Annotated in this window: 12 protein-coding genes; 2 read left to right on the forward strand and 10 right to left on the reverse strand. The window is 71.8% G+C overall.

What is annotated here, in order from left to right; genetic code table 11:
- Nucleotides 1–122 precede the first annotated feature (122 nt).
- From ACFXC1_RS22460 to bldG, 3 genes are all read right to left on the reverse strand, one after another.
- Nucleotides 123–2,528, reverse strand: a complete 2,406-nt coding sequence (locus tag ACFXC1_RS22460) for a sodium-translocating pyrophosphatase (RefSeq protein WP_381245164.1) — start codon at nt 2,526–2,528, stop codon at nt 123–125.
- A gap of 277 nt (nt 2,529–2,805) precedes the next feature.
- A complete protein-coding gene (locus ACFXC1_RS22465) occupies nt 2,806–3,243 on the reverse strand; it encodes an ATP-binding protein (protein WP_359611787.1) in 438 nt (145 codons plus the stop codon).
- A 118-nt stretch (nt 3,244–3,361) separates the two neighbouring features.
- Nucleotides 3,362–3,703 (reverse strand): anti-sigma factor antagonist BldG, encoded by a 342-nt coding sequence (gene bldG, locus ACFXC1_RS22470; protein WP_003975386.1) that lies wholly within the window; start codon nt 3,701–3,703, stop codon nt 3,362–3,364.
- Between the two features lie 80 nt (nt 3,704–3,783).
- Here bldG and ACFXC1_RS22475 point away from each other — a divergent pair, with 80 nt between their 5' ends.
- On the forward strand, nt 3,784–6,282 hold the full coding sequence (locus tag ACFXC1_RS22475) for a DEAD/DEAH box helicase (protein WP_381245167.1): 2,499 nt from the start codon (nt 3,784–3,786) through the stop codon (nt 6,280–6,282).
- Here ACFXC1_RS22475 and ACFXC1_RS22480 read toward each other — a convergent pair.
- From ACFXC1_RS22480 to ssd, 7 genes are all read right to left on the reverse strand, one after another.
- Entirely contained in the window at nt 6,203–6,604 is a 402-nt protein-coding gene (locus ACFXC1_RS22480) for an Rv3654c family TadE-like protein (RefSeq protein ID WP_381245169.1), read from the reverse strand. The genes ACFXC1_RS22475 and ACFXC1_RS22480 overlap by 80 nt on opposite strands.
- A gap of 26 nt (nt 6,605–6,630) precedes the next feature.
- Nucleotides 6,631–7,008 (reverse strand): TadE family type IV pilus minor pilin, encoded by a 378-nt coding sequence (locus ACFXC1_RS22485; protein WP_381245170.1) that lies wholly within the window; start codon nt 7,006–7,008, stop codon nt 6,631–6,633.
- Entirely contained in the window at nt 6,995–7,234 is a 240-nt protein-coding gene (locus ACFXC1_RS22490) for a DUF4244 domain-containing protein (RefSeq protein ID WP_381245172.1), read from the reverse strand. Before ACFXC1_RS22490 ends, ACFXC1_RS22485 begins: the two co-directional genes overlap by 14 nt.
- Before the next feature lie 63 nt (nt 7,235–7,297).
- Entirely contained in the window at nt 7,298–8,101 is an 804-nt protein-coding gene (locus ACFXC1_RS22495; protein WP_381245174.1) for a type II secretion system F family protein, read from the reverse strand.
- Nucleotides 8,098–8,970, reverse strand: coding sequence for a type II secretion system F family protein (locus tag ACFXC1_RS22500; protein WP_381245176.1), 873 nt, complete (start codon nt 8,968–8,970; stop codon nt 8,098–8,100). Before ACFXC1_RS22500 ends, ACFXC1_RS22495 begins: the two co-directional genes overlap by 4 nt.
- 21 nt (nt 8,971–8,991) lie before the next feature.
- Nucleotides 8,992–10,194: a TadA family conjugal transfer-associated ATPase gene (locus ACFXC1_RS22505; RefSeq protein ID WP_381245177.1), complete on the reverse strand. Its 1,203-nt coding sequence runs from the start codon at nt 10,192–10,194 to the stop codon at nt 8,992–8,994.
- Nucleotides 10,191–11,294 (reverse strand): septum site-determining protein Ssd, encoded by a 1,104-nt coding sequence (ssd, locus tag ACFXC1_RS22510; RefSeq protein ID WP_381245179.1) that lies wholly within the window; start codon nt 11,292–11,294, stop codon nt 10,191–10,193. Before ssd ends, ACFXC1_RS22505 begins: the two co-directional genes overlap by 4 nt.
- A gap of 583 nt (nt 11,295–11,877) precedes the next feature.
- On the opposite strand from ssd, the gene ACFXC1_RS22515 reads away from it, so the two are divergent.
- Nucleotides 11,878–12,720: an HAD family hydrolase gene (locus ACFXC1_RS22515; protein ID WP_381245181.1), complete on the forward strand. Its 843-nt coding sequence runs from the start codon at nt 11,878–11,880 to the stop codon at nt 12,718–12,720.
- Nucleotides 12,721–13,123 lie beyond the last annotated feature (403 nt).

Below are 13,123 nucleotides of genomic sequence, written 5' to 3' on the forward strand. Positions count from 1 at the left end.
TGTTTTTCGGCCTTGTCATACACCGCGGGCGGGGGGGGGGGCGGGCCCCCCCCCCGGGCCCCGCCCGCCCGCCTGTTGATCGGGATCTCGCAAGAAGCCCCGAACCGGGCCCGTAGGACCGCCTACGAAACCACCGCGGGGTCCGCCTTCTCGGCCACCCGCCCGGCGTCGTCCTCGTCCCCCACGGCGATCCCGCGCCGCTTGGAGATGTACACCGCGACGACGATCACCAGGAACGCGAGCACCGCGATCGCGATGCGCACCCCGATGTTCTTGTCGGCGCCGTAGCTGAACTTGATGACCGCGGGCGCGATGAGCAGCGCGACGAGGTTCATCACCTTCAGCAGCGGGTTGATGGCCGGTCCCGCGGTGTCCTTGAACGGGTCGCCGACCGTGTCGCCGATCACCGTGGCAGCGTGGGCCTCGCTGCCCTTGCCGCCGTGGTTGCCGTCCTCGACGAGTTTCTTCGCGTTGTCCCAGGCGCCGCCCGAGTTCGCGAGGAAGACCGCCATCAGCGTGCCGGTGCCGATCGCGCCCGCGAGGAACGAGCCGAGCGCGCCGACACCGAGCGTGAACCCGACCGCGATCGGCGTGAGCACGGCGAGCAGGCCGGGCGTGGCCAGTTCGCGCAGCGCGTCCTTGGTGCAGATGTCGACGACGCGCCCGTACTCCGGTGTCTCGGTGTAGTCCATGATCCCGGGGTGCTCGCGGAACTGCCGCCGCACCTCGTAGACGACGGCTCCGGCGGACCGCGAGACCGCGTTGATCGCCAGCCCCGAGAAGAGGAAGACGACCGCGGCGCCGACGATGAGCCCCACCAGGTTGTTGGGCTGGGAGATGTCCATCATCAGGTTGAGCGGTGCGCCCGGTCCCGAGATCTTCTCGCCGACGTCGTTGGCGGCGGTGAGGATCGCGTCACGGTACGAGCCGAAGAGCGCCGACGCCGCCAGGACGGCGGTGGCGATGGCGATGCCCTTCGTGATGGCCTTGGTGGTGTTGCCCACCGCGTCCAGGTTGGTGAGCACCTGCGCGCCCGCGCCCTCGACGTCGCCGGACATCTCCGCGATGCCCTGCGCGTTGTCGGAGACCGGCCCGAAGGTGTCCATGGCGACGATCACACCGACCGTGGTGAGCAGCCCGGTACCGGCCAGCGCCACCGCGAACAGCGCCAGCATGATCGAGGCACCGCCGAGCAGGAACGCGCCGTAGACGGCCAGACCGATCAACAGGGCGGTGTAGACGGCCGATTCGAGGCCCAGCGAGATGCCCGCGAGGATGACGGTGGCCGGGCCGGTGAGCGAGGTCTTGCCGATGTCCATCACGGGACGGCGGTTCGTCTCCGTGAAGTAGCCGGTCAGCTGCTGGATCAGCGCGGCGAGCACGATGCCGATGGCCACGGCGACGAGCGCGAGGATCCGCGGGTCACCGTCCTTGGCCTTGATCGCCGCGTCGGTGACGCCGTCGAGGTCGGCGTACGACGACGGCAGATAGACGAAGACCGCGACCGCCACCAGCACGAGCGAGATCACCGCGGAGATGAAGAAGCCCCGGTTGATCGCGGACATGCCGCTGCGGTCGGACCGGCGTGGCGCCACCGCGAAGATGCCGATCATGGCGGTGAGCACACCGATCGCCGGCACGAGCAGCGGGAAGGCCAGCCCGGAGTCGCCGAAGGCCGCCTTGCCGAGGATCAGCGCGGCGACCAGCGTCACGGCGTACGACTCGAAGAGGTCGGCCGCCATGCCCGCGCAGTCGCCGACGTTGTCGCCCACGTTGTCGGCGATGGTCGCGGCGTTGCGCGGGTCGTCCTCCGGGATGCCCTGCTCGACCTTGCCGACCAGGTCGGCGCCGACGTCGGCGGCCTTGGTGAAGATGCCGCCGCCGACCCTCATGAACATGGCGATGAGGGCGGCGCCGAGGCCGAATCCCTCCAGCACCTTCGGCGCGTCGGCCGCGTACACCAGCACCACGCAGGAGGCGCCGAGCAGACCGAGCCCCACCGTGAACATGCCGACGACGCCGCCCGTGCGGAAAGCGATCTTCATGGCTTTGTGCGAGACGGCGGTGAGATCCTTTTCGGGCTCACCCTCCGCCGGGGTCGCTTCCCGGGCCGCCGCGGCGACGCGGACATTACTGCGTACGGCGAGCCACATGCCGATATAGCCGGTGGTCGCCGAGAACACCGCGCCGATCAGAAAGAAGATCGATCGTCCGGCGCGCTGATTCCAGTCGTCCGCGGGCAGCAGCAGAAGCAGGAAGAAAACGATCACGGCGAATACGCCGACCGTGCGCAACTGCCGTCCCAGATAGGCGTTCGCGCCCTCCTGGACCGCTGCCGCGATCTTCTTCATGCTGTCCGTGCCCTCACCGGCCGCGAGTACCTGGCGGACCAGGATGCCCGCGACCACGAGCGCTGCCAGAGCCACGAGGCCGATCACCATCACGAGGATGCGGTTGTCGTGGGTCAGGACTGCGGCTGCGAAGGTTGTGGGGTGGTCAAACTGCTGAGGGGTAGAAAGCCCCGCCATTCGTCCTCCTTGACGCCTGTGCTGAGCTCAAGATGTGGACGGATTGTAGGTACCGGAACCTGATCAAAACAGTGCGCGGCAAACGGAATTGGCCTTCGCATAGTAATGCCTTAAAAGCATTGGCGCTTGATCAAATTATCGAGGCACCGGGCGGGGCATTGATCGTGAATTGATTCACGAATTCCAACGTGCCGAGAACGGGCACTCGAGGTACCCTCCCGGAAATGCCGAAGGGCCCTGCTCAGCAGGGCCCTTCGGCTGTGGTGTGCGGCGGTTTTCAGGAAAGCGGGGTGGCCGGCGGGGTCGTCGGCCAGGTCATACGGATCGATCCGCCGTGCTCTCCCGCGGTGACCTCGACGTCGTCGACGAGCCCGCTGATGACAGCGAGACCCATCTCGTCCTCCTCGGTCTCCGCGTCCGGATCCTCGCCCAGCGCCCCGGGCGCCTTGTCGCCGGGGGCCGAGCGTGGTGCCTCGTCGCCGACCTCGATGGAGAACTGCTTCTCCTCCTCGATCAGCAGCACCTTCACCGGGGCGGTGATCCCGCTGCTCTGGTGCAGCCCGACGGCGCGGGTGCAGGCCTCGCCGACGGCGAGTCTCACCTCGTCGAGTACGGCCTCGTCCACTCCGGCCCTGCGCGCCACCGCTGCCGCCACCAGTCGGGCGGTCCTGACGTGCTCGGGCAGCGCGCTGAAGCGGAGTTCAACGGTGGCCATGCATCCCCCTCGGGACTACGGGCGTGCTGTCGGAGGGCCGGGCTGCCGAAAGCCCGGTCCACCGGTCGTCTATACGGCCGATCGGGGAGCGGTCGTTCACCGCTCCCTGAACGGTCGGTCAGTCGGTGGCCGCCACCGCTTCCTCGACCGAGGTGTGAATCGGGAACACCTTGGTGAGGCCGGTGATACGGAAGATCTTCAGAATGCGCTCCTGGTTGCAGACCAGGCGCAGCGAGCCCTCGTGGGCACGCACCCGCTTCAGGCCGCCGACCAGCACACCGAGCCCGGTGGAGTCGAGAAAGTCGACGCCCTCCATGTCGACGACGAGGTGGAAACTCCCGTCGTTCACCAGCTCGACCAGCTGTTCGCGCAACTTGGGCGCGGTATATACGTCGATTTCGCCACCGACCTCGACGACCGTACGATCGCCGACGGTACGGGTCGACAGGGACAGGTCCACGGATCCTCCAGCACCTTGCTATCGAGCGGTCATCCCATGGGACACCTCGGCAGAGCCCCCAGGACGGTTCGCCAGCCGCGATGGCATTCAATCACTTACCGCAGGGCGTGCACGACGCCTTGGCTCCATTGTCCGTCACGCCAGTGACACACTCGGTGCCGATGGCCAAGAATCAGCGATCCGATCGACCCTCGGCGAACCCCGTGTCCGGGCTCTCGCCGGGCACGGTTCTGGACCGGCTCGCGTCCGGACCGAGCCGGGCTTCGCGCATCACTCATACGGAGCACTTGCCCCCACGTGCGGGCCGCCATGCCGTCTGGCCTGACCGGATTCGCGCGGAGGTGATCGCCACCGTCCAGGAAGCCGGTATCGAACACCCCTGGGCCCACCAGGCACAGGCCGCCGAGCACGCCCTCGACGGCGAGTCAGTGATCGTTGCCACAGGCACCGCCTCGGGCAAGTCGCTGGCCTATCTGGTACCGGTCCTCTCGGCCCTCCTCGACGGCTCCGAGGCGCCGAACGGCCGCGGCACCACCGCCCTCTACCTGGCCCCCACCAAAGCCCTGGCCGCCGACCAGCTCCGTTCCGTGAAGGAACTTTCACAACCTCTGGGCAATGCCGTTCGCCCGGCCGTGTACGACGGCGACACTCCGTTCGAGGAGCGCGAGTGGGTACGCCAGTACGCCAACTACGTCCTGACCAACCCCGACATGCTCCACCGCGGCATATTGCCCTCGCACCCGCGCTGGTCCTCCTTCCTGAAGTCCCTGAAGTACGTCGTCATCGACGAGTGCCACACCTACCGGGGCGTCTTCGGCTCCCACGTCGCCCAGGTACTGCGCCGACTGCGCCGCCTCTGCGCCCGCTACGGCTCCTCCCCCGTCTTCCTCCTCGCCTCCGCGACCGCCGCCGAGCCCTCGGTCGCCGCCCGCCGCCTCACCGGCCTCCCCGTGGTCGAGGTCGCCGACGACGCCTCCCCGCGCGGTGAACTGGTCTTCGCCCTCTGGGAGCCCCCGCTCACCGAACTCCACGGCGAGAAGGGCGCCCCGGTCCGCCGCACGGCCACCGCCGAGACCGCCGACCTGCTGACCGACCTCACCGTCCAGGGCGTCCGCTCGGTGGCCTTCGTACGGTCCCGGCGCGGCGCCGAGCTGATCGCGCTGATCGCCCAGGAACGCCTCGCCGAGGTCGACCGCTCACTGGCCGGGCGGGTCGCCGCCTACCGGGGCGGCTACCTCCCCGAGGAGCGGCGCGCCCTCGAACGCGCCCTCCACTCCGGCGAGTTGCTCGGCCTCGCCGCCACCACCGCCCTCGAACTCGGCATCGACGTCTCCGGCCTGGACGCCGTCCTCATCGCCGGCTACCCCGGCACCCGCGCCTCCCTGTGGCAGCAGGCGGGCCGCGCCGGACGCTCCGGCCAGGGCGCCCTGGCCGTCCTGGTGGCCCGCGACGACCCCCTGGACACCTTCCTCGTACACCACCCGGAGGCCCTCTTCGACCAGCCGGTGGAGTCCACGGTCCTGGACCCGGACAACCCGTACGTCCTGGCCCCGCACCTGTGCGCGGCGGCGGCGGAACTCCCGCTGACCGACGAGGACTTGGACCTGTTCGGCCCGGCCACGGCGGACCTGCTGCCGCAGCTGGAGGCCGCGAAACTGCTCCGCCGCCGGGCGAAGGCCTGGCACTGGACGCGCCGCGAACGGGCCGCCGACCTCACCGACATCCGCGGCGGGGGCGGAAAGCCGGTCCAGGTCGTCGAGAACGGCACGGGCCGCCTGCTGGGCACGGTCGACGAGTCCGCCTCCCACGCGACCGTCCACGAGGGCGCGGTCCACCTCCACCAGGGCCGCACCTACCTGGTGCGCTCCCTGGACCTGGAGGACTCGGTGGCCCTGGTCGAGGAGGCCACCCCCCCGTACTCGACGGTCGCCCGCGACACGACAGCCATCTCCGTCCTGGAGACGGACATCGAACTCCCCTGGGGCCAGGGCCGGTTGTGCTACGGCTCCGTCGAAGTCACCAACCAGGTCGTCTCCTTCCTCCGCAGACGTGTCATCACCGGCGAAGTCCTCGGCGAGTCGAAACTCGACCTCCCTCCTCGTACGCTCCGCACCCGCGCCGTGTGGTGGACGGTCACCGAGGACCAGCTCGACGCCGCCCGCATCAACCCGGAGATCCTCGGCGGCGCCCTGCACGCCGCCGAACACGCCTCGATCGGCATGCTCCCCCTCTTCGCCACCTGCGACCGCTGGGACATCGGCGGGGTCTCAGTCCCCCTCCACCCCGACACGCTGCTCCCCACGGTCTTCGTGTACGACGGCCATCCCGGCGGCGCGGGCTTCGCCGAGCGCGCCTTCCACACGGCCCGCGCCTGGCTCACCGCCACCCGCCAGGCCATCGCCTCCTGCGAGTGCGACGCCGGCTGCCCGTCCTGCATCCAGTCCCCCAAGTGCGGCAACGGCAACGAGCCCTTGCACAAGCGGGGGGCGGTGCGGTTGCTCACGGAGCTGTTGCGGGAGGCGCCGGAGGTACCGGGACCGACGGAGGTACCGGCCCCGCAGGGCCCGCCCGTGCTCTGACCTCCGTCGCGAACGGTCCCAGTCCTGCCGCCGCCGTCACGTCCGACGTCTCCCCCACGACCGCGCACCGCACCAGCCGCGTCCCCTGTGCCCGCGCCACCCGCTCCGCCCGGGCGCAGGCCCCCGCACCGCCCTCCGCCCAGTGGTCGGCCGCCGCGAGGGCCGCGAGATCCGCGCCGCCGGCCGCGCGATGCCGGGCCACGACGGCCTGCCCCAGGGCGAGCACGATGCCGAACACGACACACATCACGGCCATCGCCCCGAGGCTCCACACGGTGGCGGACCCACGGTCCGAGTCCCGGCCACGGTGAGGGAATCTCATGCGCCCCAGCACGGGGATACGACGCCTCACGGCCCCGCCCTCCCCTCTCCGACCGTCTCCTCCGCCACCGCCACGGCCTCCTCCCGCACCTCGAAGGGCAGCCCGCCGAGCATCGGTGGCTTCGCGACCACGACCACATGGACCTGGTCGCCCTCCCGGGAGACCGTGACCCTCGCGTCACGCGGTGCCGTGTCCCGGGTCACCTGGACGACCGACTCGGCGGGATCCTGCCGAGCCGCCGCACGGGCGCCCGACCGCGCCGCGTCCACGCACCGGATCTGCGCGGCCACGACGAGCAGCCCCCACACCAGTGCCATGGCGAACATCACCAGCACGGGCAGGACCACGGCCGCCTCGGCCGTCACGAACCCCCCGTCGCCGCCCCGGCGTTCACACCTTCGCATCGAGGGCCCGCTTCACGATGTCCTGGAGCTCCGTGCTGACCGCTCCGCTGGTCACCACCTTGTAGAGCACCACGGCGAACGCCACCGCTGCGACAAGCCCCATCGCGTATTCAGCCGTTGCCATACCGGCGTCCCGGCGCGCGGCGGCGCCGAGTCGCGCCCGTACCCGTACCGCTCGGACCACCCGTACCGCCGCTGCCCGTACTCCCTGCACTGCCTTGTACATCTCAACCCCCGTGAGGTTCCTGTTGGTTCAGCCGCTTGATTGCTTGGTTGCTTTCTTGTCGGATCAGCCGCCGCCCCCTCCCGTCGCCCCGCCCGCGAGCCCGATCACCACGGGCAGTACGCCGACCGCGATGAACGCGGGCAGGAAGCACAGCCCCACCGGCGCGGTGATCAGGACGGCGGCCCGCCGGGCCCGTGCCGTCGCGGTGCGGGTCCAGTCGGCGCGGGCCTCCGCCGCGAGCCGTGCGACCGGTCCGGCGGCGGGGAGCCCCGACTCGTCGGCCCGTTCGAGCAGCCGAGCCAGCGGGCCGGCGCCCGGAAGTGCGGCCAACCTCCGCCAGGCGTCGGCCGGTTCGCCGCCGAGCCGTACCTCCGCAGCCGCGCGCGCCAGCCGTTCTCCCACTGGTCCCGCCAGCGCCTCGCCCACGGCCTGGGCAGCGATCACCGGCGAGGCCCCGGCGGCGATGCAGGCGGCCAGCAGATCGGCGGCGAGCGGGAGTTGGCGTGCGGCGGTGGCCGCGTCGCGCTCGGCGCCGGTGTCGTCGGCCGCCTGCCTACGACGCCACCACCACAGCCTGAGTGCGGCAGCCCCGCCCACGGCGACTCCGGCGATCCCGCCGACCAACACCCACCCGGCACCTACGACGCCCGCCACGGGCAACCACCGCCGGACCGCATCCCGAGCCCCGAACCGCCGCCCGGCAGAAGGCGCTTCCGGCACCTCCCGACCTTCCCGGGGCAGCAGCCCGGCCAGCCGTCGCCGAGCCCTCCGCTCCCGCCGCAGCGCGTCCAGCCACCGCACCAACCACCCGACGACCAGCGCAGCCCCCAGGGCCGCCCCCAGCCTGTGGACAACTTCCGTACTCATGCCGCCTCCACCCCGCCCACGATCCGCAGCGCCCACCACATCCCCAGGCCCTCCAGCGACCCCCCGACCACCAGGCATCCCAACCCCGCCCCGCTGTGCAGCAGCACCCGCAGCGGATCGGCGCCCATCGCCGCGCCGAGCAGCAACCCGAGCACCGGCAGTCCGGCGAGCATCACCGCGGTGGCCCGTGCTCCGGCCAACTGGGCGCGCAGGTCGGCCCGTTGGTCCCGGTCCGCGCGCAACGCCCCTTCGAGCCGGTCGAGTCCCGCGGCGAGTCCTGCCCCCTGGTCCACGGCCACCCGCCAGCACGCGGCGAGCCCCACCAGGCCGTCCGCGCCCGGCTGTCGGGCCGCCGAGGTGAGCGCACCCGGCACGTCCCCGCCGAACCGCGCCGCCGCCAGCACCGCGGCCTGTGCCTCCCCGAGCCCGCCGGAGTCGAGCGCGGCCCGCAGCAACGCCTCGCCCGGCTGCCGCCCCGCACGCACCTCCCCGGCCAGCGTCGAACACAGCGCGATCACCGCGTCCCCGCGAGACTCCCGCGCCCGCCGGGCCTCCCCGGCCAGCCGCACCCTCCGTAGCAACGGCACTCCGACCGCCCCCGCGACGACCGGAACCACCGAAGCCCCCAGTACCGCCACCACCAGTCCGACGCCCAGCGACCACCACTCGGCCCGCAACCGGCCCCGGATCCGCCGCAGTTCGTCGACGGCCCGCTCCCACGAGGGCGGGCCGACGCCCACCGTCCCGCCGTCCGCGAACAGCAACTGCGCCCGCCGCGCCCCGGACTGCCGCCCGCCCATCTGCCAGACCAGGGCCCCGACACACACCGCGGCCACCCCGACCGACATCTCACCTGTTCCCACGTCCATCACCACTCCCGTTCGCCGTAGTCAGCCCCGCACGCTCGCCCCGCCCCGAATCAACTCCCGCAGCCGCTCCCACCCCCGCTCGTACGCGAACGCCTCCGCGCCCCACCGCAGCGCCGGTACCGTCCGCACCAGCCCGGACGGGTCCCGTTCCAGGACATGCACCTCGGCGATCCGTCGCCGCCCGGCCCGGTCCCGTACGAGGTGCAGGACCACCGAGAGCGCCGCCGCCAACTGGCTGTGCAGCGCGGCCCGGTCGAGGCCCGCGGCCGTACCCAGGGCCTCCAGGCGGGCGGGGACGTCGGCCGCCGCGTTCGCGTGGACGGTCCCGCAGCCGCCCTCGTGGCCCGTGTTGAGCGCGGCGAGCAAATGGACCACCTCGGGGCCTCGGACCTCGCCGACGACCAGCCGGTCGGGCCGCATCCGGAGGGCCTGGCGGACCAGGTCCTGGAGGGTGACGAGGCCGGCGCCCTCTTGGTTGGCGGGTCTGCTCTCCAGCCGTACGACGTGCGGATGGTCGGGCTTCAGCTCCGCCGAGTCCTCGGCGAGCACGATCCGTTCGCCCGGCCCGACCAGTCCGAGCAGCGCGCTCAGGAGTGTCGTCTTGCCGCTGCCGGTGCCGCCGCTGATCAGGAAGGACAGCCGGGCCTCGAGCACGGCCCGCAGGATCCGGTCGCCGCCCGGCGGGACCGTGCCCGCCGCGACCAGTTCGTCGAGCGTGAACGCGCGCGGTCGTACGACACGGAGCGAGAGGCAGGTGCAGCCGACGGCGACCGGGGGCAGTACGGCGTGCAGACGGGTCCCGTCGGGCAGCCGGGCGTCGGCCCAGGGCCGCGCGTCGTCCAACCGGCGTCCGGCCACCGCGGCCAGGCGCTGCGCGAGTCGTCGCACGGCCGCCGGGTCCGGGAAGGTGACGGCGGTGAGTTCCAGGCCGCCGCCCCGGTCGACCCACACCCGGTCCGGGGCCGACACGAGGACGTCGGTCACCGAGGGGTCGGCCAGCAGGGATTCCAGTGGCCCGCTGCCCACCAGTTCGGACCTCAACTGCTCGGCCGCGCCCAGCACTTCGGCGTCCCCCAGCACCCGCCCATGTTCCCGCAGCGCCTGCGCCACCCGCGCTGGCGTCGGCTCGCCCCCGCTCTCGGCCAGCCACCGCCGCACACCGTCGAGCATCCCGGCGGGCATCCCCGGAGCCGGACCGAACCCACTCCCCACCAGCTCGCTCATACGCCACCCGCCTCGACCAGCGCCCGCTCCCAGAACTCCCGGCAGAACCGCGACAACGGCCCCTTCCCGGCGGCCCCCGGCGGCGCCTTGCCCTCGTGCGGCCGCAACAGGCCCGATTCGACCGGCACTTCGCCCGCCAGCGGCAGTCCGAGCAGGCGGGCCACCTCCCGGTCGTCGAGGCCGGGGGCGTACGGCCCGCGGACGGCCACGCGCAGATCGCGCAGGACCATGCCGACGGCGGACGCCACCCGGCCGGCCGCCGCGACGGCGCGCAGTTCGGCGGGGACCACCAGGAGGCCCAGGTCGAGTTGGGCGAGGGTCTCGGCGACCCCGTCGTCGATGCGGCGCGGCAGGTCGACGACGACCGTGCCACCGCGCCTTCTGGCCGCGGCGAGCACCGCGCGGACGGCCTGCGGCGGGATGGCGACGCAGTCGCCGCGGTCCCAGCTGAGCACCCGGAGCGAGTGGAGTTCGGGGAGGGACTCCTCCAGGGCGCCGCCGCCGACCCGGCCGCGCGAGGCGGCGAACGCGGGCCAGCGCAGGCCTTCCGCGCTCTCTCCGCCGAGGAGTACGTCGAGTCCGCCGCCGAGGGGATCCGCGTCCACCAGGAGGGTGCGCAGTCCCTCCCGCGCGGAGGTGACGGCGAGGGCGCACGCGAGCGTGGACGCTCCGGCCCCGCCGCGGCCCCCGATGACGCCGACGGTGAGCGCGGGGCGGCCGACACCCTCGGCCACGTCGGCGATGCGGTCGACGAGCCACTGCTCGCCGTCGGGCAGCATCAGGACGTGGTCGGCGCCGATCTCGACGGCGCGCCGCCAGACCCCGGAGTCGTCCTGGTCGCGGCCGACCAGCACCACCCCGTGCCGGCGGGCGGCTCCGCGCACCCGTCGTGCCGCGTCGTCGCCGACGAGGACGAGCGGCGCCGTCTCCCAGCCGCCCCGGCGCTCCGGCACCCCGGGATGGACCTCGGGCGTCGCGCCGGCCGCCGCGCACAGGCGCAGCAGGTCGTCGAGGAGTTCGGCGTCCTCGGTGACGATCAGCGGTCCGCCCTGTCGTCCGCCGGCGGCGGGTGGTGGATCGTGTGTGACAGTTCCGGCCATTCTTTCCATCCCCCATCGATGTGTCTCTCGCGTGGCCCCTGCGGTCCCGCGATTCCCAAACGTGTGAAGAACCGGCGATCGGCCTCCATATGCACGGCCGACAGAAACCGGCCGAACGCGTCCGACAAACGGAACCGGCCATGAACTCGCCGCGAGCGAGGACGCGTTGGAATCACGGTGCGGGCATCCCGGAAATCGTGTGGATCTTGGTCGAAAACTGTGGACAACGCGGGGCCTGTGAATATCGCCGTCACCCATACCGGTGACCCCCGTACTGGCCTCTGTGCGAGTTCCGCAGCGCAGCCTCACAGCTACGCACAGTGACGAGCTCTGGGCATGAAAAAAGGCGGCCTCAGCCGCCTCGGGTTGGCCTCACGGCCATGCGCAGGAAGGGAAAACGGGTCCGGACATGCGACGACCCCCACCGGGGGGGAGAGTGGGGGTCGCCTTCACGGCCGACTCGGGGGGGGAGGAGCCGGGCCGCGTTAGCACGGTCGCGAACGATCCGTGACTTCCATGGTGTACCCGAGAGCCCTCTCAGGCAAACCCACGCGCCACACCTTACGCCGAATGGGCTGCGCCTATGCTCTGGGTTGTGGAAAACCACTCCTTGCCCCGCACAGCAGCCTTCTTTGACCTGGACAAGACGGTCATTGCGAAGTCGAGCACGCTCACCTTCGGCAAGTCCTTCTACCAAGGCGGACTGATCAACCGCAGGGCCGCGCTGCGGACCGCCTATGCGCAGTTCGTCTTCCTCGCCGGCGGCGCCGACCACGACCAGATGGAGCGGATGCGCAAGTACCTGTCCTCGCTCTGCCGCGGCTGGAACGTCCAGCAGGTCAAGGAGATCGTCGCCGAGACCCTGCACGACCTGATCGACCCGATCATCTACGACGAGGCGGCCTCCCTCATCGAGGAGCACCACCGGGCCGGCCGCGATGTGGTGATCGTGTCCACGTCGGGCGCCGAGGTGGTCGAGCCGATCGGTGAACTCCTGGGCGCGGACCGGGTGGTGGCGACCCGCATGGTGGTGGGCGACGACGGCTGCTTCACGGGCGAGGTGGAGTACTACGCGTACGGCCCGACGAAGGCCGAGGCGATCAAGGAGCTGGCCCGTTCCGAGGGCTACGACCTCGACCGCTGCTACGCCTACAGCGACTCCATGACCGATGTGCCGATGCTCCAGTCGGTGGGCCACCCCTACGCCGTGAACCCGGACCGCGCGCTGCGCAAGGAGGCCCTCGCGCGCGGGTGGCCGATTCTGGACTTCAACCGCCCGGTCCGGCTCAAGCAGCGGCTGCCCACACTCTCGGTGCCGCCCCGTCCGGCGCTCGTGGTGGCGGCGGCCGTGGGTGCGGCGGCGGCCACGGCGGGGCTCGTCTGGTACGCGAGCCGGCGCAAGGCGGCGACCGTTTACGCCGGTTAGTGACCCTTTGAGCGCAAAAGTAAAGAAGCGCGGCAAGGGGTTCCACTTCCCCCGGCGCGGGAGTACAAAGGATTCAACGGCCCGCGAGACCAAGGACATCCGAAAGGATCACCTTAATAACGCATTTGGCCCCACGGACCGCGCATGAACACCGAGCACCCACGCGACGTCGACCCGTCGATTACGGGCCAGCCGCACCAGGCGACGGGCAATGTTCCCGACCTGATGGGCAATATTTCGAGGACGCTTGGTAACCCGGTGGAACATGCCAGCGGGGGGGGGGGAGCGACAAACCCCCCCCCCCCCCGCCAACCCCCCCCCCTCCCACCCGGGGCCCCCCTCGACCGGGCCCGCGCCCTGACCGGACCGCTGTCCCACTACAGCGCGGACCTGAGCGCCGCCC

The sequence above is a fragment of the Streptomyces hokutonensis genome (genome assembly GCF_042751305.1).
In the GTDB taxonomy this organism is placed as follows: domain Bacteria; phylum Actinomycetota; class Actinomycetes; order Streptomycetales; family Streptomycetaceae; genus Streptomyces; species Streptomyces hokutonensis_A.